This is a genomic window from Clostridium sp. K04, assembly GCF_019734375.1.
Lineage (GTDB): Bacteria > Bacillota > Clostridia > Clostridiales > Clostridiaceae > Clostridium > Clostridium saudiense.
Genome location: NZ_JAASHD010000002.1, coordinates 1 through 26,421 on the forward strand (window position 1 = coordinate 1; position 26,421 = coordinate 26,421).

Sequence of the window (26,421 nt, forward strand, 5' to 3'; positions counted from 1 at the left end):
TTCTATAAATTTAAATTTAATTTCATATGATATCTTAGCTTTTCTTCCCATAAAAATTGCTCCCTCTATAGTAATGATAGTTTTATTATTTTAACTGTCTACTATAAAGGGAGCATATCACACATTCATCTGCTATTTTATTATTTTTTATTGAGAAGCTAGAAAGAAAAAGTTTATTTTTTATTTAAAGATAGTCTTTTAGAAGAAGAGAATAAGATAATTGATTATGAGATAGGGGGAATAGAACCTATATTAGTTTATTGGGTATATAGGAAGGAAATATCTTTGTAAAGAACAAGAATGTTAGTGGAATTATTGATTTATGTTATAATACAAGACAAAAGAAAGCTTAAAAAGTCGGGATATGAATTTTTCATGATAGTAAGATTAGGTTAACGAATTGCAATGGGAGGGTAAAAATTATGGAATGGATTGAAAGCATTAGAGAAGCTATTTCTTATATTGAAGAGAATATTACGGAGGATTTATCCGTAAATGAAATTGCAGATAAGGTAAATATTTCTCCTTTTTATTTTCAAAAAGGATTTGCAATGTTATGTGGTTATTCTTTAAGTGAGTACATTAGGAGAAGAAAACTTACACTTGCCGGCAGTGAGGTTTCATCCACTAATGAAAAAATAATAGATATCGCAATAAAGTATGGATATGATTCTCCAGACAGCTTTACTAAAGCATTTATAAGGTTTCATGGAGTTACACCATCTGCTGTTCGTAAGGAAGGTGCAATGATAAAATCATTTGTTCCCCTTAAAATCAAATTTTCATTGGAAGGTGGATATATTATGGATTACAAAATAGTTGAGAAAGATAAGTTCAAGGTTATAGGAGCTTTTAAGAAATTTAAATATGATTCGGCATTTATGGAGGTACCTGCATTTTGGAATGAGCATATTTCACAAGGAAAATTAAAAGAGATATGTGGAATGTATGGTGTTAATATTGATGTAGAAATGGGTGGGGATGAATTTGAGTACCTTATTGCAGAGGATTATTCTAAAGAAAAAGAAGGAATGGAAGGATATGTAGTTAAAACAATTCCAAAGTTTACTTGGGCTATTTTCCCTTGTTATGGACCAATGCCATCATCAATTCAAGAAGTTAATAAAAAAATATTTGCAGAGTGGTTACCAAACTGTATAGACTATGAAATTGCTGCAGGGTATAATATAGAAATGTATAGTGATCCAAGTGAGTATGAAAAAGGGAATTTTGATGAAAACTACTATTGTGAAGTTTGGATTCCAGTAAAGAAAAAGTAGTTCCAAGAATAATAGATTACATTGATATAAAAATAATAAGCTGTATGTGAAAGCATATGGCTTTATTTAAAAGAATATTTAAATGAAGATTATGATAATGCTAAATTTGATATTTACATTTCATTAAAGTAATTAAGGAAGGAAGTTACAGGTATATGCATGAGGTAATATCAAAAGGAATACTATCTAGTAATAATGGAATGAATATTTATAGGGGATGTACTCATGGATGTATATATTGTGATGCACGAAGTCTTTGTTATGGAATGAATCATGTCTTTGAAAATATAGAAGTTAAAGTTAATGCACCACAGTTATTAGAGGAGGCACTTAAGAAAAAAAGGAAAAAGTGTGTTATTGGAACAGGGGCAATGAGTGACCCATATATTCAATTAGAAGAAAAGCTTCAAAATACAAGAAAATGTTTGGAGATAATTGAAAAATATGGATTTGGATTAGCAATACAAACTAAATCTAGCAGAATATTAAGAGATTTGGATTTGTTGAAAAGTATAAATAATAAATCAAAGTGTATTGTACAGATGACATTAACAACTTATGATGAAGAGTTATGTAAAATAATAGAGCCTAATGTTTCTACTACTAAAGAACGATTTGAAGTGTTAAAGGTAATGAGGGATAATGATATTCCTACTGTTGTTTGGTTAACGCCTATTTTACCTTATATAAATGATACTGAAGAAAATATAAGGGGAATATTAAATTATTGTGTAGAAGCTAAAGTTAAAGGAATTATAGTATTTGGTATTGGATTAACATTAAGAGATGGAAATAGAGAGTACTATTATAAAAACTTAGATAAGAATTTTAAAGGATTAAGAGAAAAGTATATAAGTAAATATGGTAATAGTTATGAAGTAGTAAGTGAAAATCATGAAATATTAATGAAAATTATTAAAGAAACTTGTGAGAAGAATAATATTATTTGTGGAGTAGAAGAGGTTTTTAAATATATGAAAACTTTTGAAGAAAAAAATAACGAAATTCAAGTAAGTTTTGATATATAGTGTTAGTTTAATATGGTTATAATTATTATTAAGTTAAAGACAATAGAAGATTTTAATGTAGAAATAGATAAAGCTATTAGGTTTAAAGTTCCTAATAGCTTTTTATTTGGTTGCTTAATTTGTAAAATCAGTAAGGTTACCAATATCAAAATTACCATTACCAGAAAGACCGCTAATTAGCCCAGCAATGTTAGAGTTAGAAAAGTTGGAGTTAGAAAGTGTATTAGAACTAAAGTTGCTATTATTAAAGATACTATTGTTAGATCCGCTATCATTACACCAACCAGTATTAAATCCACTACAGCGATATATATTGTTATAGTCTCCGAAAAAGCTACCTGGACCAAAGCCGCCGCCACCAAATATTAATAAAATTGCTAGTATATAAAAAAAGGAGTTACCAAAGCCTAATACACCATTGCTGTAGCCTTCACAAGGGTTACAGCAGTTGTTATTACAGCAAGATGATTCTTTATTACAATAATGTCTTGACATGTATCTCATCTCCTATCATTAGATTGTATAATATATAATATTTAGAAAATGAGAGTTTGTTTAAGTTAAATAAAAATATTTTTTATATGGAACCTTAGAGAATTATAAAATTAAAAATTTAGCTATATAGAACATAGCAGTAGAAACACGGAAAGGATATGTAAAAATAAAATTATTAATTAATAAGTAAATGTATATAAATATATATATGAATGTTAAGGTTAGTTGATAGAAAGTAATTAATAATTTTAATAAGATAAATATAGGAGATATGAAAAGTATGATTAGTAGGAATTTGAAGAGTCTAAGAAAAAAGAATCAATATACGCAAGAGGAAATAGCTGAGAAGATTAATGTTTCTAGACAATCGGTAGCAAAATGGGAAAATGGAGAATCTAATCCAGATATAGAGAGTTGTATAAAGCTTGCAAATTTATATAACGTTAAATTAGATGATTTAGTTAATCACTCAGAAGAAGAAACAGGAATTGGAGTACCACCTAAAGGAAAGTTCTTCTTTGGATCTGTTGTAGTTGGAGAAAGGGGTCAAATTGTGATTCCAAAGGAAGCAAGAGTTGTATTTAATATAAATGCAGGTGATAAATTATTGATACTAGGAGATGAGGAAAGAGGCCTTGGAATTGTTCATCAACGTGATTTAATAAATTTCGTGGGAAATATGGGATTAGCCATGAAGGATGAATAAGTTAAACCATATAAAGGATGGTGAAAGATATGAGTAAAATAGTTTTTTTCTGTATTCCTGCACATGGACATACTAATCCAACAATAGAAGTGATTAGAGAGTTAGTAGCTAGAGGAAATGAAGTAGTATATTATTCATTTAAAGAGTTTAAAGACAAAATTGAATCTGCAGGTGCAAAATGTATTTGTTGTGATAAATATTTACCAGAACTTAGACCAGAAGATGAGAAGAAAGTAGGAAAGGATTTTCCAGCTTTAATAGAAATGATTGTAGACACTACTTTAGCTTTAGATAAAAAGGTTTGTGGTGATCTTGATGTATTTAAACCAGATTGTATTGTATCAGATTCGTTAAGTTTTTGGGGGAAATTATTTGCACAAAAATTAAATATTCCATATATATGCTCTACAACAACATTTGCTTTTAATGAGCATACAGCAAGGATGATGAAGCAAGGTTTAAATGAAATAATGCGTATGATTTTTGGAATGGGAAGGATTAATAAAAAAATAGAGCTTTTAAGAAAGCAAGGATATGATGTAAAGAATTTTATTTCTATTGTTAACAATGATAATGATACAAATACTATTGTATATACATCAAAAGAATTTCAACCTATGGTAGAGACTTTTTCTAATAAGTATTATTTTGTAGGGCCATCTGTAGCTAATACTATAGTTGAGATTAAGGAAAGAAATAGGAAGAGAATATATATTTCGCTTGGGACAGTTAATAACAAAAATATTAAATTTTATAAAAATTGCATAAAGGCATTTAAAGATACTAGTTTTGATGTAATCATGTCTATAGGGAATAGTACTAATATTAAAAATTTAGGAAATATACCTAGTAACTTTAAGATTGAAAATTCTGTTGAACAAATTAAAGTGCTTCAAGAAACAGATATATTTATTACTCATTGTGGAATGAATAGTATTAATGAGAGTTTATATTATGGAATTCCCATGGTGCTATTTCCACAACATTCAGAACAAAAAATGGTAGCAGAGAGAGTTGAGAAGTTGGGGGCAGGAGTTATGTTAAAAAAAGATAAGCCAGAATATATTAAATCTGCAGTTATTAAAGTTATTAACAGTAATGAATATAAAGAAAATTCAAAGAATATATCAAAAAGTTTTCATAATGCAGGTGGAGCAAAGAGAGCAGCTGATGTAATATTAAAAATTATAGATGAAAGCAAGTAAATTAAGTTGTAGTTTTAGACAGTATGTAAAAAAATATATATAATAACATACTGTCTTTTTATTTCAACTTAATAGGTAATTTAAATTTTTCCTATTTTATTTTCATAAGAATATATCCAAAACGATTGTAAAAATAATATAAAGCTACAAATCCACACAGCTTTAACACTTAAAGCAAGAGATATTAAAGTTCCGGGAATAGCACCAATTGCAAAAGAAAAAGTAAGAACTGTAAAAGTGATTAATTTTTTAAAAGATTCCTTATTTTCTATATCTAATGCATCAAATAAAAACAACCCAACACTTCTAATATTTCCGGTACATATTGTTGTATTGAATGGAACACCAAGACATGTTCTAAATAAGCATAATTGATATCCCATAAAAAAAGAAACAAGATTCGTAACTATAATATCTGGAAAAGAAGTAGGAAGCAATCCTATTATAAATAATGAAATTGCTTCTAATATAAGGGCAAACTTTCTCCAGTCTCCTTTAAAGTTAAAATTTATAAGTATAGTTTCAATTAATTTGCTAAATGCAGCACCTAATATACAAGTTAAGATTGGAATAAAATAATGTAGTGCCTCTAGCCATTCTCCAAGTGCAATATTAATTCCAAATTTAGACATATTGGCAGTGTGCATATTAGCCAATGTATTATTTCTTGTGATGTAGGTGTAGCCATTCATATATCCTCCAACAAAAGTTATTATCATTATAAATAATGGCCTTTCAAATGGAGGTGTTTTGTGTGTTTTATGATTATTATTTTTCATATAAATTCACCTTTAAGATCTAAGTATTTCTATCAATGACGTATATAGTATGCCCTATATCAGAAAAATATCTTTAGTATTTATACACTAATATCATTATTTTTATCAATGAAAATAGTATATAATAAGATGTAAGACTAATGTATATAGAAATGAGGACAAAGGATGGCTAAGAAGAAACGTAAAAACAATACAAAAAAACCAATGGTAAAAAAAGAAAATAATATTAAAGAAAAAGGTCCTTTTAAGACATTTATAAGTAAGAAATATGTAAAAATTACATTGCATATTATTACAGCAATAGTTTGGGTATTATTTTTAATAGATTTTTCAAGTTTTAAAAGGCTAGGAACATTTCCTAATGCAATATTATCAATTTTAGCATTAGCAACATTACTTTTAGAATGGGAAGTTATAAATGGTAAATAATATACATTTTAATTGTAAGTATAATATAAGTTTTTTAGGTTAATGAAAATGGTGAGGTTATAAATATGGATTATGTTAAATACATAAGAAAAAAAGTAGGTCATGATTCAATAAACTTAACAGGTGTAAATGTATTAATAATAAATGAAAATAATCAAATATTATTACAAAAGAGGGGAACATTTCCTTATAAGTGGGGATTAATAGGCGGAATTACGGAACTAGGTGAATCACTTGAAGCAACTGCAATTAGAGAAGCAAAAGAAGAAACTGGTTTAGATATAAATGAATTAAGGCTTTTAGGAACAACTTCGGGAAAAAATTGTTTTATTGAATTTCCACATGGAGATAAGGCATTTTTTATAACAATAGGATATGTATGTAAAAGTTATAGTGGTAAATTAAGTATAGATAATTTTGAAACTAAAGATTTACGTTTTTTTGGTTATAATGAGTTACCAGAAAATATACCTAGAAGTCATAAGGTATTTATAGAACAATATTACAATTTATAAATAGTTATAAATATAAGTTATTAGGAAAACAAGCCTAATAACTTTTTTTATTATGATTCTTTCATAAATATAGGTGATAAATTCTTGTAGAGGTATAGAAAATCCAAAAGAGAAATGAAGTGAATTTTATAGGTAACATATGATAAAAAAATGTTTAATTTAAATTTTAATTACATTAAAGAATATATTATACTATAAGTTATATAATTAAAGAGTTTATTGTATAATACGAGAGAAATTTTAAAAATAAGTTCAATATAAGCAAATTTATGTGAGAAAATTGTAGAAAAATGAAGAAAAAGACAGGAGGTGTTTATAAAGTAATTAAATGAATTTTTATATACAATTTATATCATATATAGTTTTTATAATACTAGATGTATTATTTTATAATGTTTATGTGGACTTAATATAAATTATATTAACTTAAAATAGGGGAAAGGTGTGAAGTGATAAGAAGAGAATTTGGTGAAAAGTATATGTAGAAAGTATAAAACTATATCAGATTAAGGAGGAAGGGATACTAATGAAAAAAGTGATAACAGGAACACTGATAACTGCTATGATTTCAAATAATGTTGCTTATTGTGATATTAGGCAAGGCGAATTATCGGATAAAAATTAAACTGTAGAAATAACACAATCTATAGATAATGAAACTGAAGCAAATCATGAAAGTGGATTAGAAGAGATAAATAAAGATTCTGAAGTAATCCAACCAAATGAAGAGATAGCTGAAGTTAATCCGGAAACTGAATCCATAGGAAAAGAAGAGCATATATCAGATGCTAATGAAGATACTCAATTAACCAAGCTAATGTAGGAATTGACTTAGATGGATCTACTGTAGAAATGGAAAATATAAAAAGTGAAAACCATAAATATAGTGGAATAAGAGTGAAAAATGGCTCAACTCTTACATTAAAAGGAACAAATACTCATAAAAATGATAAAGTAGATGTTCAAAATATAACAAAAACTGGAGAAAATCCTAATAAGATAGATGATGTTGAAAAGCAATATCTTGAAATTGGTACAACACAGAGTGACTCAAATACAACTTCAGGAGTAGTAACAACTACAACAACAAATTATAGGGCTAAGGTTGTAAATGTAGAAACTTTTGATGAACTAAAAAATGCTATAACAGTGGCAAATTCAGTTGTAAATATAACTAAAGATATAACTTTAACTGATAATTTAAATATAATAAAAGAAAATATAACTATTAATGGTAATGGAAATAAACTTGATTTAAATAATACTACAAATAAGGTAGTAGTTAAATCAACAGCAACAGGTACTGTATTAAATAATCTAAAGGTTGTAAATTATGAACAAATAGGAATAGCAGTAGATAATGCTAAAGATGTAACTTTAGATACTGTAGAGGTTATTGGTACACCTAATAAAAGTACAGTAGGAATAGATTTAGCAGGTGCTACGGTAAAAATTAATAATATAAAAAGTGAAAATCATAAAGAGGCTGGAATAAGAGTAAGAAAGCAATCAACAGTTACATTTGAAGGAAGAAATGTTCATAAAAATGATAAATTTGCAGTTAAAGATGTTGTTTTAAACACAGAAGGTGAAAACAAAATTTTAGGTGTTACTGAGCAATATATTCAAACATCTGAAACAACAGAAACAGATAAGAAAAATACATTTTATAGTTTTAGAGAAATTATAAATGTAAATAACTTCACAGAATTAGAGGCCGCAGTAGCAGTAGATAACTCAATTATAAATATAAAATCAGATATTAAATTAGATGAAGAATTAATAATAACAGGTAAAAATATAACATTTAATGGAGAAGGAAGAAATTTAGATTTAAGTACTGGTAAAAAGATAACAGTAAAGCAAGCAGCAGAAGGTACTAAATTAAGTGATATCAATATTAATAATTATGGGTCACAAGCTATATTCTTATATAAAACTAATAATATAACATTAGAAAATATAAACTTAACAGGTGATGGAAGTAAGAGTTTAGTGGCAATAGATCTTAATGGCTCTACTGATATAAAAATAGAAAATGTAACAAGTACAAATCATAAAACTGTTGGAATAAGGTTAGGAAGTAAGTCAAGTGTTGATTTAAATAATATAAGCCTTACAGGGGTTAAGGGTCAAAATTCAACTGGTATAGAATTATCTGATTCTAAAGCAAGAATGAATGCTATAAAAAGTAGCAATCATAGCTGCGTAATTACTTTAAAGAATGAATCTGATGTAGAGTTCGTAGGTGGAAATACTCATACTGATGATAAAGAGATAATTAAAGTTGTAGTAGCTACTGGAGAAAAACCAAGTGCAATAAAGGATGATACTAATCAATATCTTCAAACTTCTCAAGGAACTCAAGGTGGTACAGGCACACAAGAAATATATTATGGATTCTTTGAAACTAAGGAAGTAAACACGGTTGATGAGTTAATAACTGCAGTATCACAAAGTAATAGAATTATAAACTTAAATCAAGATATTGAATTAAAAGAGGAACTTCAAATATCAGGACAAAATGTAATAATAAATGGTAACAATAGAACTATTACTTTAGCTGAGGGGAAAAAGATAACAATTAAATCAACAGCAACTGGTTCTAAGATAAGTAAAGTAAAGATTAAAGGATATACATCACAGGGGTTATTAGTATATAATGCAAAAAATATAACTTTAGAAGATATAGAGTTAATAGGAGATGGTGCTAAAAGCTCAGTTGGATTAGATATTGCACTTGACTCTACTGTGAAAATTCAAAATATAATAACTTCAAATCATAAACAAAGTGGAATATTAGTAAGGGATGGAGCAGAAGTTGAGCTTTTAGGTGGTAATAAACATACAAATGATGTAGATGACCTTATAAGCTTAGTTAATAATGGTAAAAACAACAATAAAATAATAGATAAGACTAATCAATATAATAAAACAGATGAAAAGAAAGATGCTTCAGGAAACGTTAGAGAATATTATAATATCCGTAAGGTTGAAAATGTAACGACATTTGAACAATTGAAAAAAGCTGTTGAGTTAAAGAATGTAGCCATATCTATAGCTGGAGATATTACATTTACTGAAAATTTAGATATATCAAAAAGTAGTGTTACAATTTATGGTAACAATCATAAATTTGATTTAGCTAATACTTATAGCTTTAAAGTAAGTGGAAAAGATACAACATTAGAAGAAATTGAAATTACTAACTATAAAACAACTGGATTAAGTGTATATACGGCAACAAATACAACTTTGAAAAAAGTTAAGTTAACTGGTAAGAGTATAGATTTACCAAAAGAAGAAAGAAGTACAGTTGGAGTAGATATATATAAATCTACAGTTAAAATTGATGAAATATCTAGTAGTAATAACTTATATAGAGGTATTCAAGTTAGAGGCGAATCAACTGTAGAAATTTTATCTAAAAATGTTTATACTAATGATACTGTTCATATGCAAACAATAAAAGAGAAGAACGAAAAAGATAGTACAATAATAGACAATCAAGGATTATATGTACATGGAACTGAGAAAGATAGTAATGGAAAAGCTACAGTAGACTATTTCTCAAGAGTAGATGTTAATATAAAAACAGCTGAGGATTTTGTAAAAAATATAAGCAACAACGGTAATGTATTGCATATTAATAATGATATTACAATTGATGAAAATGCCTTAAGTATTTTAGGAAGTGATGTTAGTGAATTAGAAGTTAGTTCTAATATAACTATTGAAGGTCAAGGTAATGTCATTGATTTAAATAAGCTGGCAAGTATAACTCTAAAAGGAAATGATATAGTATTAAAAGATTTAACAGTAAGAAATTCTACAGATATAGGAGTTAATATTTATAATTCACGTGATATACTTCTTGATACTGTAAATATAGAAAATTCAACTAGATACGGTATATTTGTTAATGGTAGTACGGTTAATTTAAAGGATTGTTCTACTAAAGACAACAACAGTGGAATAATGATTACAAGATCAAGAACTCTTAGAGGAGATAAAGATATAGATTCGCGTGTAGAAGTAATTGGTTCTATAAAACAAGAAGAGTCTAATATAAATGTTGGAGTTACTAACTTAGAGATGCTTGATGGACATTTCCAAAAAAATGAGTTTATTGTACCTAATGGTATATATAATAAATACGAAAATGATATGGAAGAAAAAGTTCTAAGTGAGTATTATCTTAATTTATTTGGAATAACAGGAGAAGAGCGTAATAAAAAGTATAAAGAGCAGACAACTGACTATATGATTATTCAAACAGTTATAAATGCTAAAGAAAATACTGAAGTTAAAAATCCTGATGGAACTTATGTTAGATTAGCTGGGGATGGAGTTACAGATGATACTGAAAACCTAAAGAAGCTTATAGAATATGCTGCTTCACATGGTAGAGAAATTTATTTCCCAGAAGGAATTTATAAAATAACAGACGATATTGATTTATCAACAATAAATCTTCCTGCATTATCAAACTTTACGTTAAGTGGTGATAAAGATGGACAAAGAAGAGACCATATAATATATTCTAAGGGATATAAGAACTTAAATATATATGGAAATTACTTCAAGGGTATGGAAAATGGAGCTGCTGGAGGATTAAAAATAAGAAATGGTGAAAATGCATATATAGGTTCAAATCATTTCTATGATGTACCAGTATTAACTTATATATATGGTGATTTAACTCAAGAAGAATGTATACTTTATAATACAACTATATATAATAACTTATTCCACCAAGTTACAAACTTTGGAGGACAAGGTACAGGAATATTATATTACCAAAGCTTTAGAGATGGAGATGACTTAAGTTTTAAAGTTACTAATGCTGATGGAACTACAGGAACAAATACATGGAATGATGCTTTTGGAGATGTTCAAAACTTCGTAATATATAAAAATCAGTTCTTAAGCGATGATAGAGATCAAATAACAATAAGTGGTAGAGCACAACAAGCATATAAGAATGGAGAATTTATAGCTTCTGGAAATACATATGTTGAAAAAGATATTACAGTTGGATATAATTCAGGCAATCTTACTTTAACAGAATCAACAGAAGATTATGCATTATCAAAAGTAAATGATGGATATTCAAAATACAAAGATGTAGAAATTCCATTAGCTCCTGCAACTGTTGATTATAAATATTTAAATGAAGAAATAAATAAAGCAAATTCATTCTATGATAAAATAGTTAATGAAAATCTAATTGGTATTTTAGGTGGACAATATCCAGAAGAGGCTGTTAATGAATTAAAAGATTTAATTTCAGAAACTGAAGAATTAATTAAAACAAACTCATTAAATCAATGGGAGACCAATAGTAGATTAACACTTATTCAAGAAACTTTAGAAAAGTTAAAGGCAAGTGTAAATGATAAAGGTGAATCTCCTGTAGTTGATGAAATTACTAATATTACAATTGAAGTAGGAAATACTTTTGACCCAATGGATGGAATTGTAATTACAGATGATCGTGATACTATAGATGATTTGAAAGTTAATGTTGATTTAGGAAACTTTGACAACAATACTCCAGGTAAATATATAATTAAATATACTGTTGAAGATAGAGATGGAAATATTACTGTAGTAGAAAGAGAAGTTACTGTAATAGGTGAAGACGAAGCTAATAAGGATGAGTCTAATAAAGATGAGTCTAATAAAGATGAAATTAAATAATATTATATATTAACAAAATGAAAATTGTAATCTATTATATAGGTTACAATTTTCTTTAATTTACATTAATAATATAAATTAAAGTTTTGATAAGTTATATTATGAGAAAAATTTATAAATTATAAGATAAAAATGAGGGATTGTTTAATGAAAATATTTAAAAGTATAATTAATATAGTCTTAACTTTAATAATAGTTATATGTGCATATAAAATAATTCATCAATTAAAAGAATATAATGATGCGGATAAAGTATATAATTTAATTAGAGAAGAAAAGGAAGAAAGTGATAATTTATTTGAAAAAAATATAGATTATAGAGGGTGGATAAAAATTGATAATACAAATATAAATTATCCAATTCTTCAAGGACAAGATAATGAAGAGTATTTATATAAAGATATAAATAATGAGTACATAGTATCAGGTTCAATATTTATGAATTATTTAAATAATGGATTTGATGATCAAAATACCGTATTATTTGGACATAACATGAAAAATGGAACTATGTTTGCAAATTTAAAAAAATATAAAGAAGAAGACTTTTTCTACAATAATAATGATATAGAAATAGAGTTAAGTAACGGTCAATATTTAAAATATAAGGTTTTTTCTGTATATATAACAGATATTAATGATAATTATACTAAAACTAGTTTTGAAGACAAAGATGAATATAAAGAATTTTTAGAGAGAATAAAAAATAAATCAATATATAAATCAGATATAAGTGTCAATGAAAATGATAAAATTATAACTTTATCAACATGTTCATATGAATTTGATGATGCTAGATTGGTAGTTACAGGCAAGCTTATAGATAAAGAACAATAATTTACTAATCTTATTTTATTTTGAAAGATTTAAAAGTATTGATAAAGTTATATATGAGAAAATTTATATAAATAAAGCTATTGATGAAAATCAATAGCTTTTAATAGTTTAGTCTAAATTTTTACCTGTAAATGCTAATGGTAAAAGTTCGTCTAATGTATATTCTAAATAGTCTTCAGTACTTTTTGCAATAATTACTTTAAAGTTTTTTAAGTCACAAAACTCAGCCATAACCTGTCTGCAAACAGCACAAGGGGCACAGTAATCACCATCTCCAGGTTTAATACCAGCTTTGTTTCCTACAATAGCAATAGCGGTAAAGTCCTTTTGTCCTTCTGAAATTGCTTTGAAGAAAGCTGTTCTTTCAGCACAGTTTGTAGGGGTAAATGCAGCATTTTCTATATTGCAGCCTTGATAAATTTCACCATTACCACAAAGTAAAGCAGCACCTACATTAAAATTAGAATATGGTGTATAACAATATTTTTGAGCATCAAATGCTTTTTCTATTAATAATTTTCTATCTATCATAGTTACCTCCTGTTTTTTTATTAAAAATACCTACTAAATTATTATTAGGATTAGGTGAGAAAATTATATCAACAAGATTATTTATGTCATTTACCTTAATAAATCCTTTGTTATATTCAACAATATTTTCATTGGCTAACTCTTTAATAATTCTATTAACACTTCTAATGTTTGAACCAACACCTTCTACTAGTATATCCTTATGTACAGTATTTAAATTGTGATCATTTAAAAATTTCCATAAAAAGGATAATACTCTATCTTTTAAATTATAGGCCACATTTGCTTTACTATTAATAGAAGTATGATACATTTTTTCGGAAAGTTTTATGTGTACATATAAAGAAAAATCACTATCATATTTAATCCATTCTAAAAAAGATTCTTTAGAAATTTTAATAGCTTCACAAGGTTCAATTGCTTCTACATAATTTAATATAGGTTTATCAGCAAATATTTCTAGTTCTCCAAATAGTTCATTTTCACAATAAGTTCTTTCAAGATATTTAACACCAGTAGGTGTTAGTGAATAAACTTTGACTTTTCCTTTTTTTATTATATATACCGAGTCAGCAATTTCATTTTGTATAAGAATTTTATCAAAAGTATTAAACTTTATGTTTATAAATTTACTTTTTATATAACTAGGACAAGTATCTAAAAAATAAGGTAAGTTGTTCATTTTAATTCTCCTTAGTAAGTAAGTTAAATAAAGTAAATTAATTATATCATATTAATTAATTTAAAGAAGTTACAAGAAAAAATCAAGGACAAATGTCCAAGAGTATTTAAAGGAGCTTTGTGAAATTAATAATATTATTAAGATGTAAAATATATTTAAAATATAGATAATGTTTAAAAAGGGGAGAGTTTTTTTGTGAAATATAATAAGAGGGATAGATGAAATAAAATCATAGTAGATAGTTAAATAATGTTATAATTAGAATAAATTAAATGTTGAAAAGGTGATGATATTTTGAAAATAGGAAATTCTGAGTTAATAAGAAATATTGATAATTATTGTATAAATGATTTGGGCATTCCTTCAATTGTTCTTATGGAAAATGCAGCATTGAAGGTTATTAAAAATATAGATTTTCAAAAGTTTAAATCATTTACTATAGTCTGCGGAACAGGAAATAATGGGGGAGATGGCCTTGCTGTTGCACGCCAACTTTTTAGCATGAATATGAAAATAGATGTTTTTATAGTAGGAAATCATTCTATGAGTAAGGATTGCTTTGCAAATTATAATATTTTAAAAAATATAGGAATTGATATAAAGCATATTATTACCAGTGAGGATATGATAAATTTAAGGGAAGCATTATTAGAAAATGATATGGCTATTGATGCAATCTTTGGAGTAGGTTTAACTAGGAAAATAGAAGGCATCTATGAGGAAGTTATTAAAAGTATAAATAAGAGTAATTCATATATAATGGCTATAGATATACCTTCAGGAATGAAATGTGATAGCTTTGGTATTTTAGGAACTTCTATCGAAGCAAATAAAACTATTTCTTTTGAAGTTTACAAAAAAGGTTTTTTAGATTATGAAGGTGAAAAGTATACAGGTACTATAATAGTTGAAAAAATAGGTGTACCAGAATATGTAGTTAATAAATTTCACCATAAGGAGTATTTAACAGAAATAGGTGATGTAAAAAATATTATAAAAAAGAGAAATAAGTGTGCACATAAAGGTGATTTTGGGAGAATTACTATTATGGCAGGATCTGAAAATTTTACAGGAGCAGCATATATTTCAACAGAGGCAGCAGTAAGAAGTGGGGCAGGGCTTGTTACTCTTTGTACAAAGAAATCTATATTAGATATTTTAAAAAGTAAGTTAGTAGAAGCTATGTCAATGTCTTATGAGGATATTGCATTTGAAGGTGTTATATCAAATAGTGATAGTATAGCAATAGGACCAGGAATGGGAAATAATGAATTGACATTAAAGTGTGTAAAAAATATTCTATCTAAAAATGGGTGCCCTGTAGTTCTTGATGCTGATGCATTAAATGTACTTAAAGGTAATTTAGAATTATTAAAGAATAGTAAAAGAAAGATTATAATAACACCTCATATGGGAGAAATGTCTAGACTTACTGGTGTTGATGTTGAAAGTTTAATTGAAAATAGAATAGGTATTGCTGTTAATTTTGCTAAAGAATATAAGGTGATAGTATTGCTAAAAGGATATAATACTATAATTACTGATGGTAATGAAGTTTATGTAAATTCAACAGGTAATAGTAAAATGGCTTCAGGTGGAATGGGAGATACTCTTACAGGAATTATTGCTTCTTTTATAGGGCAAGGGTATGAATCTTTTAAAGCTACAATAGTATCAGCATATATTCATGGATATTGTGGTGATATACTTTCAAAAGAGATGTTTTGCGTTAATGCTTCACATGTTATAGAAAAAATTCCGTATGTAGTTGAATACCTTGTAAAATAAGTTATTGGTAATGAAATTCATAAGATTTTAAAAAGTCAAAATTGTGATTTAATTAGTATAGTGTGCTTAATAATACACATAATAAGCTCATATATAGTCAATTTATATAGTAAATAAAAATGAGGTGTAAATATGTGTACAGCATTAAGTATAAAATCAGATGAAGGAAAATATTTTTTTGGAAGAAATATGGATTTGGCTTATACCTTTAATCAAGCAGTCATGATAATACCAAAAAGTTTTCAATTTAAAGATAAAGTTACAGGAAATATGATAACTAATAATCGTGCAATAATTGGTATGGGAACAGTTATTGATAATCATCCTACAATAGCTGATGGTATGAATGAAAATGGATTAGCTTGTGCTGGTTTAAATTTTGCAGGCTATGCTTATTGGGAAAAGGAGCCTGTTGAAGGAAAAACTAATATTGGTCCCTATGACTTTATTCAATGGGTATTATCTAATCATGATACTATAGAGGAAGTTAAGAAGGATATTGAAAATATAGAATTAGTTGATATTCCTCTTAATGAAAAAACTCCTTGTCCAACACTACATTGGATGATAAGTGATAAAACAGGAAAGTCTATTGTAGTTGAAAAAACTAAAAATAAATTTGCTTTTTATGATAATACTGTTGGAGTAATGACTAACAATCCAACATTTGATTGGCACTTAACAAATTTAAATGAATATTTATATCTTACTCCAAATTATCCTAATGATACTAAATGGAGTGATCAAGAGTTAACTCCTTTAGGAATAGGTGCAGGAAGTTTAGGAATACCTGGTGACTTTGCTCCAGCTTCAAGATTTGTAAGAATTGCTTATATTAGAGCACATATGACTTCAGTAAAAAATGATATTCAAGCAGTTACTCAATTTTTCCATATGCTTGATTATGTAAAAATGGTAAAGGGCGGTGTTATAACTAAAGATGGATTAGAGGACTTAACATTATATTCTTCTTGTATGGACCAACAAGAAGGTATTTATTATTATAAATCTTATGATAATAATAGAATAAGTGCAGTTGATATGAAGAAAGAAAAATTAGAAGGTAAAGAATTGAAAATATTCCCATATCCAACAACTCAAGATATAAATTATCAAAATTAAAATATAATTAATCGATACTTATGTAATTAAATCTAAACAAGCTACTATAGCCTAAGGAAAGGATTTATTAAATAGATGAATAAGTATAGTTAGATAAAAATAATTTATAAAATACAAGAGTAAATCCCAATCTACTTGATTTGGATTTACTTATTTATTTATCCTTCAACATTAGTAATCCATTCTTTAACTTGTGGAGTTAAAGAAGCCATATTTTTAGATTCAACTTTAGAAACAAATAATAAATCTTTGCTACCAACCTTAGGTGAAAGTCTTTCTAAAATTTCATCTGCATTTAGAGAAGTATGTACAAGGTAGCTAGTAGGCATAAAGTGAGCCCATCTACCTAAAGTTTCAATTTCACAAACTAAATCGTAATCAGGATCGCCTCCACAATTACAGTTTTCTCCATGTTCATGGTCATGGTGATGAGAGTTGCTTTGCATATGGTAAGTTATAAAATAAACTGACATATAAAAATCTCCTTAAATATTATTAGTATTATTAACAGTATAGAGTTATTGAAATGTAAAGTCAATTGAAATAAAAAATCAATTAATTACTACAAATCAAAATCTCTCTTTAATTTTATTATTAATCAAAAATACAATAGATATGAATTAAATTTTAAATTATTTTAATAGATAAAAAAGAAGATTTAAGTTATATAAACTGTGGTACCATACGGAATATTATCATAAATCCATTTAGCATTTACTTTAGCAAGTCTAATACAGCCATTACTAATTTTAAAGCCAAGGCGCCCGTCTCTAACAGTATTATCTAAGTTATATATAATTGAGTGGAAGAGATAATTACCTTTAAATTGCGTGTAATAATAACAAACATATCCATGATTTTCTCCAAAAGAATAGCCTTTAGCACCAACTTTAAATGTACCTAAAGGTGTAGGAGTAGAAGGTTTTCCAATAGAACAAATATAATTTTTTACTAGGATCCAGTTATTTTTAGCTCCAGAAAATATATTAACCTGAAAATTTTTAGTATCAACCCAAATAAGATATTTAGTACTGCTAGATAAGTTACTATTATTTACAAATTGAGTAGAAGTATCATTATAATTTGATGGAAGTCTATAATTGTGAGTTAATATATATTTTGAAAAAATTATTTTATTATATAAGTTTTTAAGAGCATTATAAAATGCCATAAAATCTCTCTCTTTTAATTACTAAACATTTTAGTTTATGAATGTTTAACTTATAATGTTCGAATAAAGAGGAGAGTTTTTTATTTGCTATTATTTTTAGAAAGATAATTTTCTTAAATATCTTTTTTTATACTTTAGTTTAGCTATTGTAGTAATATCTTGTAATGTTAGAAAGTTAGTAACTCCACCTACTACTCCTACAATAGGAAGCCCTTGAATAAATTTTGAAGTTAACATATATACGGAAATTTTATTAGAGGTTTCAATTAGCATATCTTCTATATTATAAGTAGGATTTTTATTGTTATCTATTTCATCTGATATTAAATCAATTTTATCGAAGTAATGACTTCTTTCTTTACCAGAAGTAACAGTAGCACAAATTATATTTAAAATAAATGCTTTTTCACTTTCTGTTGAATAATCAAATCCATAACTTAAACTAATTTCATATATTGATTTTAATATTACTCCAATATAAATAGGTATATCAGGTAAGCCTATTCCAAGCAAACCAAGTGCAGAGCCTTCTACAATAGTTAAAGATTTATTGAAAATTGTTTTCTTGTTTGTGGATTTATCTATTTTTCTTAAGTTCTTTCTCGTTGGATATTTATTAACAGCATAAGTATTAATATCATATTCCATATTAATATTTTCTTTATTATAAGTTTTTTCTATAACAGCAGTACCTTTATCAAATACTACCTTGAATCCTTTTTGAAAAGCTAATTCTAAAGTTGATTGTAATTTATCAGGAACCATACCTTCTATTTTATCTTTAATTGGAGATATTTTATTTTTTATATAATTATCATTAGGTTCTTTTAGTAACTTTTCTTCTTTTTTAGTTATTATTTTTAATTGTTTTTGAATTAAATTATTTCTATTTGAATCCTTTTTCATAATAACATCCTTAAAATATATTTATTCATTAAAGTATAGCATAAGTTAATAAAAATTATTAATATTTTGATTTATATTAGTGAAGAAAATTAATTTATATCAATTAAAAGCAAAAAAATCCACAATAAATTTTGTGGATTTTTTATATTAATAGTTATTTACTATCTAGTCGTTGTAACACTTTTACATATTTAGGTTTAAGGTAACAATGACACGTCCCTAGCTTAGAATCTAGTTTATAAAGTTTTTTCAATTCCATTAACATTAGCTTGCTCATTATCATCAATAGGAATAACGATATATTTTTTACCATCAATTATTTTTGTTTCTATTTGTTCAACTTTTTCAGGATTTACTTTAACCACTATATCAGCATTTAAAGAAGAATCAATATCATTTTCAGAAATAGTATCACTATTTATTGATTTTACTTCTTCTTTAATTTCGGAAGTATCATTAAAATCCTCATTAGATTCAAAATTTGTTATTTCTTCTAAATTATTTTCAGTAGATATATTATCATTAGGGTTTTCTTCATTACCTTCATAATTAATTGATTCAATGGCCGCTTCAGATTCAAGCTCTGATGGAATTACATTGTTTTCAAAGTTACTTGAAGCAGTTTGAGTAACCCTTTCAAGTTTATTTTCAAGAATTTTCACTTGTTTTTCTAGCATTTCTTCTTTTTTCTTTTGGGCTTTAGCTGCAAGAGCTTTATTATCTATTAGTATATCCGCTATAGGAGGTGTATCCCCAAAATTTTCTGAATATGACTTTTCAATTTTAGTTGTAATTTCATCAGGTACACCACTTAATGCCAAGATTTCTTGAACTACATCGTTAGTTAATACTATAGGTTCATCAGTATCTTCATAAATACTATTATGTTCTTCAATCTTATTATTTAAGCTTTCTTGGATTTCCATAAAGAAATGATCGGCTTTTTTTTCATCAGGACCAAGAGCATCTCTAACAATATCATTAAAGGCTTCTTTTTGTTCTGTATTAGTTTGTTTTGAAGGACAACCTAAAACATTTTCCATTAACTCAGGATGAGTATCTTTTGCATTTTTAGTATAATACATTACAGAATTAACATCTGTACTACGATTTATAAAAGCAGGGAATACGAAACCATTACTTGGTGCTTCTACAACCCAATCTCTTGTACGTGATTTTATTGAATTTTCTTCTTCAAAGTATCTTAGCCCAGCTTTTGATAGTTCAACGGGACATATTGCACATAAAATATATTCATATACTTCTTCAGATTCATCTAGTTTTGCATTATCTTTAGTTTTTGTAATTACATCATAAGCATCATGGAATAAAAGAATTAAGAAGTTACCAGTATAATCATAATTTTCTATAATTGAATTATAAAATTCATCAAGTAAAGCATCATCTTTTAATCCACTGTTTTTTAGTTTCATAAAAGAAAGTTGTTTTTCATTTATATGTTCTTCATTAAGTTCAAAGTTAAGCTCTAAAATATTATTTCCAATAGTTCCAGATAGAACTTTTTTAGCAATTTCTAAAAATTTAAAATAATCATCTTCTTCTAAATTCAAAAATGTTTCTCTAAATTTTAAAAGTACATTTTTTTCACCATTAACATAGCAACCACACATTTTTGTAAAAGTACAATGGTCTTTTTTAAAACGCTTTTTTAATTCTAATATATCTTTTTTTCTCATAGATATTCCTTTCATCACATTAATTCTTATTAAAACATAGTAAAGAATATGTTACCAATATAAGTATAATATTCATTGAAAGTCTCTGCAAGTAATTAAAATTTGGATTAAGCAATATTTATCTTATGGTTAGCCGGTGTAATATTCTCACCTTTTTAGGTATGAGATAATAACCGCCACACACCATAAGGCAATGAATTCTTAGCTTAATGTGGAGTTAAGACTCCATAGCAAGATTATAATTCAGTTTATAATAATAGAAAAAGTTGGTATAATATTAATAAATAACAAATGATTAAGGGGGAAGTATGAGGGAAAATATAAAGTTAGTAGGGGAATTAATAAAATTATTATTTTCGTTAATAATTTTATTAGTAATGATTATTTATTTAGTTGGATCTATAAAGGAAATTTTTACTGGAAATAATGCTTTAAGTTTTATTCCAAATGAATTAATGATGATAATAAATATTTTAGGAAATATTGCAGTTATAATTAATATAACTAGACTATTAATAGGAATGGTAAAAAAAGAGTTTAATAAAATTTTAAGTTAAATGAGAGGAGTCAGTTATGGAAAATTTTAAATTTAATGCTTATACTGAAATGCTATTTGGAAAAGGTCAAATCGAAAAATTACCAGAAGTAATAAATAGATTTGGTAAAAATGTTTTACTTGCTTATGGTGGAGGAAGTATAAAGAAAAATGGAATATATGATAAAGTAAAAGAGTTACTTAAAGATTGTAATATAGTTGAACTTGATAAGATTGAACCAAATCCTAGAATTGAAACTGTTAGAAGAGGGGTTGACCTGTGTAGAGAAAATAACATTGATGTTATCTTAGCTGTTGGAGGAGGAAGTACTATAGATTGTTCAAAGGTTGTAGCTGCAGGTGCTTTTTATGAAGGAGATGCTTGGGATTTAGTAACGAATTCTGAAAAGATAAATAAAGTTTTACCTATAGTAACTATTTTAACGTTAGCAGCTACAGGATCAGAAATGAATGGAAATGCGGTTATTACTAAAATGGATACAAATGAAAAGCTTGGTACAGGAAGTGATAAATTAAAGCCACAGGTTTCTATTTTAGATCCAGAATATTTATATACATTACCAGCAATTCAAACAGCTGCAGGAACAGCAGATATTATGTCACATATTTTTGAAAGTTATTTTAAAAAGACAAAAGGAGCTTTCGTTCAAGACAAATTTTCAGAGGGGTTATTAGAAACTTGTATTAAGTATTGTCCAATTGCTTTAAAAGATCCTAAAAATTATGAGGCAAGAGCAAATTTAATGTGGGCTAGTTCAATGGCTTTAAATGGCCTTTGTGGATCAGGAAAACCAGGAGCATGGACTTGTCATCCAATAGAGCATGAGTTAAGTGCATTTTATGATATTACGCATGGTGTAGGACTTGCAATTGTAACTCCTAGATGGATGAGATATATATTAAGCGATGAAACTGTAGATAAATTTGTTGATTATGCAGTAAATGTATGGCATTTAGATTCTAATAAGAATAAGTTTGAATTAGCTAACGAAGGAATTGATTTAACAGAAAAATTCTTTAAGGATTGCGGAATTCCAATGACTTTAAAGGAAGTTAATATTGATGAAACTCATTTTGATGAAATGGCAAAAGGTGCCGTTAAGCATGGAGCTTTAGAATATGCATATGTTCCATTAAATGAAGAGGATGTTAAGAAAATTTTAGAAATGTGTTTATAGTAATTTGGGTTATGCCAGGTAGTGAGAGAAAACTACCTGGCATTATTTTATTAATAAAATTATAAATTTCCATAAATTGCTTTATTGTTCTTTTAAATAAGATTAAAATTAATATAATTAAAAAAATATATTATCTTGTGAAAGAAAATGATTATTTTTTTCTTATAAGGTAAAAATCGAGTAATGGGGGAAGTAATATGGATATTTTGACTTATAATTTAAAAGGAAAAAGTGTAAACTCCAATGCATATTATGAAAAACTCAAAGCAGTAAGCAATAGAATAAAAAATTTATTATTTGATTATGGAAAAATACAAATAGAAGAATTTATGATATATGTTGTAAAAAATAATATTGAGGATTTAAGAACAAAAGATGAATATGCTATAGAGTTTTTAATGATAGGGGCTATGTTAAAGGACTATAGAAAATATATTAAAAAAATAAATAAGGGAACTTTACGTTTATTTAAAATATTTAATAAATTAAGAGAAGGCAAAAGTTTAAATAGAAATATAGATAAAATAAGAGGATATTTAATAAGTAATATTTTAATGAAAGAAGTCAGCGAAAATGATAATTATGATATTAATATCCTTATAAATTGGATGGAAGCTAGTGGAGATTTTAAGGAAGAAGTTTACCGAATGAAAGTATGGGGAGATTTTCTTAAAGTTAAGGATGAAGAATATAAGAGAAAGTTTTTTAAGCAGTCTTTAAGCATTGCTGAAAGTATGTGTAATATTTGTGATGGAACAATTGGATTATATATAAAGCAACTTGATATTTTTTTGAAAAAAGCAAAAAATAAATATAAAAATAGAGAAGATTTAATTTATTGCACTAAGGGGAAGGTACAGTATTATTTTAATATGGTATCTTCACAAATAATGAATGAAGTATATAGCGAGCAGTTTTTACAATGTAAAGATAAGAAAATATTTGCTCCAGGATGTATGAGACAGGTAAAAAGTAAATGTAAAGCAGTTGAAGGCGAATATGGATTAAGATGCAAAAGATGTAGTGCAAATTGTAATATTAATAAATTAAATAATTTGATGGAAAATAGATATATAGATGTATGTATAATACCTCATGAAACAATAATAAATAAAATAGATGTAAAAGATAAAAATAAAATAGGAATTATAGGAATAGCATGTATACCTAACTTGATGTCTGGAGGTTGGAAGGCATTACGATTAGGTTTTATTCCACAATGTGTTTTATTAGATTATTCGGGGTGTAGTAAGCATTGGCTTGATAAAGAAAAGATGACAGAAATTAATGAACTTTATCTAGAAAAAGAAATATTAGGTAAGAAGCATTAGATAGAAAGAGGGAGTAAAAGGTGTTTTTCTATATTGTACTACCATTAATATTTATGATTCCTTTAGGAATATATATGTATTTTTTTATTAGAAGAATTTTAGGTTTGCTTATGAAGAGCAAAAAAGTTAAGCAACAAAAAATTATAAGTTTAGTTTTAACCTTAATTATAATGATACCAGCATTAAAAGTTTGGGGAACATGGGCAGTTGTAGTATTTCATATTGTTATAATTGCATGGGCAGTTGAATTAGTTTATTTTATTGTAAAGGAATTTACTAATAATAGTTTCATTAAAGTAATTTATAGAAGTGGAATTATACCATTATCATTAACAGCAATTTTAATTGTTTATGGATATATAAATGTTAATAATATAATTGAAAAAGATTATACTGTGTATACAAATAAAAATATTAGGAGTGAAGGCTATAGAGTGGATTTTATATCAGACCTTCATTTTGGTACTACTATGGATAATGAGACATTGCAAAAATACTGTGATAAAATATCAAAAACTAATGCAGATGTAGTAATATTAGGTGGAGATATTGTAGATGAAAGTACGACTTTAAAACAAATGCAAGATGCATTTAAAATATTATCAACTATTAAAAGTAATTATGGTGTATATTACGTATATGGAAATCATGATAAATCTACATATACAGTAGATCCTAATTATACTGAAGAAGAGTTAGAGGAAGCAATAATAAATTCAGGAATAAAAATACTTGCAGATGATATATATGAAATAAATGATGAACTATGTATAATAGGAAGAAAAGATAGATCTTATGTAGATGAAACTAGAAAATCATCACAAGAGCTATCAAAAGAAGTTAGTGATGATTATTATAAAATAATAGTTGATCATGAGCCTTGTGAATTAAAAGAAAATAGTGAAAATGGATATGATTTAATGCTTTCTGGACATACACATTATGGTCAAATATGGCCACTAGGACGATTAATGGAGTTGTTTAACATTAATGAAATGGAATATGGATATGAAAAAAAAGATGATATGGATATAATAGTATCTTGTGGAATAGCAGGTTGGGGATATCCATTAAGAACAGAAAAACATTGTGAATATGTAGTAATTGATATTGTGAGGAAATAAATTTTGGAAAGAGAAGAAGTAGAATTATTACCATCAGGGTTAATAACCTGTTTATTGAATAGTAAAGAAGTAAGAATAATGAAAATATCTCCTGAAAGGTTAACTATAAGATTAGCACAAGAGGTAAAGGAAATAAATGAATTAAAGGTTATATTTTATGTATTTGATGAAAATAGATATAAAGAAATAACTATAGAAAAATATAATTTGATAAATAAGGGAAAGCATGAGTTTTATGTAACTTATGTTTTTTCTATTAAAGATGAAATTTATTTACAAAATGTGAGAAATGCTTTTAACAATTATACTCGATATATTAGATTGAAGGCATATAGTGATGATAATGATTTTTCTAATGAGATGGTAGGATATCCATCAGAAAAAGATTATGATTTCTATGAAGATTATATAAGTCAAAAGCAAGAGTGGATGGCAAATTTAAATTATGATAGCTTTAATTATAGAATTTTAAATTCAGTAGAATTAGCCATTAATGTAGATAATTATGAGCTATATAATAAATATTTAAATGAAGACATAGAAACATTTATGAGCAATTATTTAAAAGATAATTTTATAGAAAAGCATAAGCTTATGTATAAAAATATATCAAGAATTTATGTTGGAAATGAGTTTTGTCATAATTTATTTCCAAGTAAAAGAATGCTTATAGATATAATAAAAAAGGCAAATAATGAGGGCTTAGAAGTAACAATTTGCTTTACATATGTTAGAGAGTGTTATATTGATAAAATAAAATCTATAATAAATGAAATATATAATTGGTGTAATGAAAATAATAAAAAAATAGAAATAGTAATAAATGATTGGGGAATGTTAAAGGTAGTAGAAAATAAACAAGATTATTTGACTTTATGTTTAGGTGTTTTGTTAAATAAAAGAAAAAAGGATCCTAGATATATTTATAAAAATGGATATAATGAAAACAAGGCATTAATAGGTGATAATAGTCTTAATAGTAAGATATTTAGTGAATTTTTAAAAGATAATAATATAAATAGATTTGAGTATGAAAGCTGTGGGTACAAACTTAATATAGCAAAAGGAAATCATACTTTACATATGCCTTTTTATGTTACTAATACATCACAATATTGTACATTATATGCAAAATGTACAAGGATGAATAGAGGAAGGCAAAAGCTTGTAATGGGATGTCCAATGTATTGTAAGGATTATATATTTTCATATCCAAAGCACTTAAAAATGGTTGGAAAATATAATTCACTATTTTCATTTGACGATACTTTATTACACGATTCAAAAAAATTAGAACAATATATAAATGAAGGAATAGATAGAATTTTATTAAACTTTATTTAAAGTAAAAGAGGAAA

Annotated in this window: 23 protein-coding genes; 15 read left to right on the forward strand and 8 right to left on the reverse strand. The window is 26.4% G+C overall.

Going from position 1 to position 26,421, the window contains the following annotated elements; translation table 11 throughout:
- Positions 1-422 precede the first annotated feature (422 nt).
- Positions 423-1,280, forward strand: coding sequence for an AraC family transcriptional regulator (locus tag HCG70_RS01130; protein WP_042402414.1), 858 nt, complete (start codon positions 423-425; stop codon positions 1,278-1,280).
- A gap of 155 nt (positions 1,281-1,435) precedes the next feature.
- The gene (locus HCG70_RS01135; RefSeq protein ID WP_042402417.1) at positions 1,436-2,308 is read left to right on the forward strand and encodes a radical SAM protein; all 873 of its coding nucleotides are present in this window, start codon (positions 1,436-1,438) and stop codon (positions 2,306-2,308) included.
- Positions 2,309-2,422: 114 nt separating this feature from the next.
- Here the strand turns inward: HCG70_RS01135 and HCG70_RS01140 are convergent, their stop codons facing one another.
- On the reverse strand, positions 2,423-2,803 hold the full coding sequence (locus tag HCG70_RS01140; RefSeq protein ID WP_042402421.1) for a hypothetical protein: 381 nt from the start codon (positions 2,801-2,803) through the stop codon (positions 2,423-2,425).
- Between the two features lie 280 nt (positions 2,804-3,083).
- Between HCG70_RS01140 and HCG70_RS01145 the strand changes: the two genes are divergently transcribed.
- Together HCG70_RS01145 and HCG70_RS01150 are read left to right on the forward strand one after the other, a co-directional pair.
- Positions 3,084-3,509: a helix-turn-helix domain-containing protein gene (locus HCG70_RS01145; protein WP_221697386.1), complete on the forward strand. Its 426-nt coding sequence runs from the start codon at positions 3,084-3,086 to the stop codon at positions 3,507-3,509.
- A gap of 29 nt (positions 3,510-3,538) precedes the next feature.
- Positions 3,539-4,714, forward strand: a complete 1,176-nt coding sequence (locus HCG70_RS01150; RefSeq protein ID WP_055291456.1) for a macrolide family glycosyltransferase — start codon at positions 3,539-3,541, stop codon at positions 4,712-4,714.
- 80 nt (positions 4,715-4,794) lie between these two features.
- On the opposite strand, the gene HCG70_RS01155 is transcribed toward HCG70_RS01150, so the two are convergent.
- Positions 4,795-5,493, reverse strand: a complete 699-nt coding sequence (locus HCG70_RS01155) for a YoaK family protein (protein ID WP_042402432.1) — start codon at positions 5,491-5,493, stop codon at positions 4,795-4,797.
- A 165-nt stretch (positions 5,494-5,658) separates the two neighbouring features.
- Here HCG70_RS01155 and HCG70_RS01160 point away from each other — a divergent pair, with 165 nt between their 5' ends.
- From HCG70_RS01160 to srtB, 4 genes are all read left to right on the forward strand, one after another.
- Positions 5,659-5,922, forward strand: coding sequence for a hypothetical protein (locus tag HCG70_RS01160; RefSeq protein ID WP_042402435.1), 264 nt, complete (start codon positions 5,659-5,661; stop codon positions 5,920-5,922).
- Between the two features lie 65 nt (positions 5,923-5,987).
- Positions 5,988-6,437 (forward strand): NUDIX hydrolase, encoded by a 450-nt coding sequence (locus HCG70_RS01165; RefSeq protein ID WP_042402438.1) that lies wholly within the window; start codon positions 5,988-5,990, stop codon positions 6,435-6,437.
- Between the two features lie 852 nt (positions 6,438-7,289).
- Entirely contained in the window at positions 7,290-12,140 is a 4,851-nt protein-coding gene (locus HCG70_RS01170) for a pectate lyase-like adhesive domain-containing protein (RefSeq protein ID WP_221697387.1), read from the forward strand.
- 147 nt (positions 12,141-12,287) lie between these two features.
- Positions 12,288-12,977, forward strand: coding sequence for a class B sortase (srtB, locus tag HCG70_RS01175; protein WP_052330594.1), 690 nt, complete (start codon positions 12,288-12,290; stop codon positions 12,975-12,977).
- A gap of 108 nt (positions 12,978-13,085) precedes the next feature.
- Here srtB and HCG70_RS01180 read toward each other — a convergent pair whose 3' ends face one another.
- Both HCG70_RS01180 and HCG70_RS01185 read right to left on the reverse strand, forming a co-directional pair.
- Entirely contained in the window at positions 13,086-13,508 is a 423-nt protein-coding gene (locus HCG70_RS01180) for a cytidine deaminase (protein WP_042395241.1), read from the reverse strand.
- The gene (locus HCG70_RS01185; protein ID WP_221697388.1) at positions 13,498-14,190 is read right to left on the reverse strand and encodes a Crp/Fnr family transcriptional regulator; all 693 of its coding nucleotides are present in this window, start codon (positions 14,188-14,190) and stop codon (positions 13,498-13,500) included. Before HCG70_RS01185 ends, HCG70_RS01180 begins: the two co-directional genes overlap by 11 nt.
- A gap of 294 nt (positions 14,191-14,484) precedes the next feature.
- Here HCG70_RS01185 and HCG70_RS01190 point away from each other — a divergent pair, with 294 nt between their 5' ends.
- The gene (locus HCG70_RS01190; protein ID WP_221697389.1) at positions 14,485-15,978 is read left to right on the forward strand and encodes an NAD(P)H-hydrate dehydratase; all 1,494 of its coding nucleotides are present in this window, start codon (positions 14,485-14,487) and stop codon (positions 15,976-15,978) included.
- Positions 15,979-16,110: 132 nt separating this feature from the next.
- On the forward strand, positions 16,111-17,100 hold the full coding sequence (bsh, locus tag HCG70_RS01195; protein WP_042395251.1) for a choloylglycine hydrolase: 990 nt from the start codon (positions 16,111-16,113) through the stop codon (positions 17,098-17,100).
- 158 nt (positions 17,101-17,258) lie between these two features.
- Here bsh and HCG70_RS01200 read toward each other — a convergent pair whose 3' ends face one another.
- The 4 genes from HCG70_RS01200 to HCG70_RS01215 all read right to left on the reverse strand — a co-directional run bounded on the left by HCG70_RS01200 (position 17,259) and on the right by HCG70_RS01215 (position 20,874).
- Positions 17,259-17,573 carry a hypothetical protein gene (locus HCG70_RS01200; protein WP_042395254.1) on the reverse strand — a complete coding sequence of 105 codons (315 nt, stop codon included), beginning with the start codon at positions 17,571-17,573 and terminating at the stop codon, positions 17,259-17,261.
- A gap of 185 nt (positions 17,574-17,758) precedes the next feature.
- A complete protein-coding gene (locus HCG70_RS01205; RefSeq protein WP_221697390.1) occupies positions 17,759-18,271 on the reverse strand; it encodes a L,D-transpeptidase in 513 nt (170 codons plus the stop codon).
- 96 nt (positions 18,272-18,367) lie between these two features.
- Positions 18,368-19,177, reverse strand: a complete 810-nt coding sequence (locus HCG70_RS01210; protein ID WP_156327407.1) for an EcsC family protein — start codon at positions 19,175-19,177, stop codon at positions 18,368-18,370.
- Positions 19,178-19,413: 236 nt separating this feature from the next.
- The gene (locus tag HCG70_RS01215) at positions 19,414-20,874 is read right to left on the reverse strand and encodes a DUF4317 domain-containing protein (protein ID WP_042395607.1); all 1,461 of its coding nucleotides are present in this window, start codon (positions 20,872-20,874) and stop codon (positions 19,414-19,416) included.
- 308 nt (positions 20,875-21,182) lie between these two features.
- Between HCG70_RS01215 and HCG70_RS01220 the strand changes: the two genes are divergently transcribed.
- From HCG70_RS01220 to HCG70_RS01240, 5 genes are all read left to right on the forward strand, one after another.
- Complete coding sequence (locus HCG70_RS01220; protein ID WP_042395259.1) at positions 21,183-21,431, forward strand: hypothetical protein; 249 nt, start codon at positions 21,183-21,185, stop codon at positions 21,429-21,431.
- A gap of 16 nt (positions 21,432-21,447) precedes the next feature.
- Positions 21,448-22,608, forward strand: coding sequence for an iron-containing alcohol dehydrogenase (locus HCG70_RS01225; protein ID WP_042395261.1), 1,161 nt, complete (start codon positions 21,448-21,450; stop codon positions 22,606-22,608).
- Positions 22,609-22,805: 197 nt separating this feature from the next.
- The gene (locus HCG70_RS01230; RefSeq protein ID WP_052330596.1) at positions 22,806-23,939 is read left to right on the forward strand and encodes a DUF116 domain-containing protein; all 1,134 of its coding nucleotides are present in this window, start codon (positions 22,806-22,808) and stop codon (positions 23,937-23,939) included.
- Between the two features lie 110 nt (positions 23,940-24,049).
- Positions 24,050-25,063, forward strand: coding sequence for a metallophosphoesterase (locus HCG70_RS01235; protein WP_172676158.1), 1,014 nt, complete (start codon positions 24,050-24,052; stop codon positions 25,061-25,063).
- A gap of 3 nt (positions 25,064-25,066) precedes the next feature.
- The gene (locus HCG70_RS01240) at positions 25,067-26,407 is read left to right on the forward strand and encodes a hypothetical protein (RefSeq protein ID WP_055276247.1); all 1,341 of its coding nucleotides are present in this window, start codon (positions 25,067-25,069) and stop codon (positions 26,405-26,407) included.
- The last annotated feature ends 14 nt before the right edge of the window (positions 26,408-26,421 follow it).

Bases quoted from the DNA above. Each gene is read 5' to 3' on its own strand.
- HCG70_RS01130 (WP_042402414.1), top strand. From the start codon at position 423: ATGGAATGGATTGAAAGCATTAGAGAAGCTATTTCTTATATTGAAGAG.
- HCG70_RS01135 (WP_042402417.1), top strand. From the start codon at position 1,436: ATGCATGAGGTAATATCAAAAGGAATACTATCTAGTAATAATGGAATG.
- HCG70_RS01140 (WP_042402421.1), bottom strand. From the start codon at position 2,803: ATGTCAAGACATTATTGTAATAAAGAATCATCTTGCTGTAATAACAAC.
- HCG70_RS01145 (WP_221697386.1), top strand. From the start codon at position 3,084: ATGATTAGTAGGAATTTGAAGAGTCTAAGAAAAAAGAATCAATATACG.
- HCG70_RS01150 (WP_055291456.1), top strand. From the start codon at position 3,539: ATGAGTAAAATAGTTTTTTTCTGTATTCCTGCACATGGACATACTAAT.
- HCG70_RS01155 (WP_042402432.1), bottom strand. From the start codon at position 5,493: ATGAAAAATAATAATCATAAAACACACAAAACACCTCCATTTGAAAGG.
- HCG70_RS01160 (WP_042402435.1), top strand. From the start codon at position 5,659: ATGGCTAAGAAGAAACGTAAAAACAATACAAAAAAACCAATGGTAAAA.
- HCG70_RS01165 (WP_042402438.1), top strand. From the start codon at position 5,988: ATGGATTATGTTAAATACATAAGAAAAAAAGTAGGTCATGATTCAATA.
- HCG70_RS01170 (WP_221697387.1), top strand. From the start codon at position 7,290: ATGGAAAATATAAAAAGTGAAAACCATAAATATAGTGGAATAAGAGTG.
- srtB (WP_052330594.1), top strand. From the start codon at position 12,288: ATGAAAATATTTAAAAGTATAATTAATATAGTCTTAACTTTAATAATA.
- HCG70_RS01180 (WP_042395241.1), bottom strand. From the start codon at position 13,508: ATGATAGATAGAAAATTATTAATAGAAAAAGCATTTGATGCTCAAAAA.
- HCG70_RS01185 (WP_221697388.1), bottom strand. From the start codon at position 14,190: ATGAACAACTTACCTTATTTTTTAGATACTTGTCCTAGTTATATAAAA.
- bsh (WP_042395251.1), top strand. From the start codon at position 16,111: ATGTGTACAGCATTAAGTATAAAATCAGATGAAGGAAAATATTTTTTT.
- HCG70_RS01200 (WP_042395254.1), bottom strand. From the start codon at position 17,573: ATGTCAGTTTATTTTATAACTTACCATATGCAAAGCAACTCTCATCAC.
- HCG70_RS01205 (WP_221697390.1), bottom strand. From the start codon at position 18,271: ATGGCATTTTATAATGCTCTTAAAAACTTATATAATAAAATAATTTTT.
- HCG70_RS01210 (WP_156327407.1), bottom strand. From the start codon at position 19,177: ATGAAAAAGGATTCAAATAGAAATAATTTAATTCAAAAACAATTAAAA.
- HCG70_RS01215 (WP_042395607.1), bottom strand. From the start codon at position 20,874: ATGAGAAAAAAAGATATATTAGAATTAAAAAAGCGTTTTAAAAAAGAC.
- HCG70_RS01220 (WP_042395259.1), top strand. From the start codon at position 21,183: ATGAGGGAAAATATAAAGTTAGTAGGGGAATTAATAAAATTATTATTT.
- HCG70_RS01225 (WP_042395261.1), top strand. From the start codon at position 21,448: ATGGAAAATTTTAAATTTAATGCTTATACTGAAATGCTATTTGGAAAA.
- HCG70_RS01230 (WP_052330596.1), top strand. From the start codon at position 22,806: ATGGATATTTTGACTTATAATTTAAAAGGAAAAAGTGTAAACTCCAAT.
- HCG70_RS01235 (WP_172676158.1), top strand. From the start codon at position 24,050: ATGAAGAGCAAAAAAGTTAAGCAACAAAAAATTATAAGTTTAGTTTTA.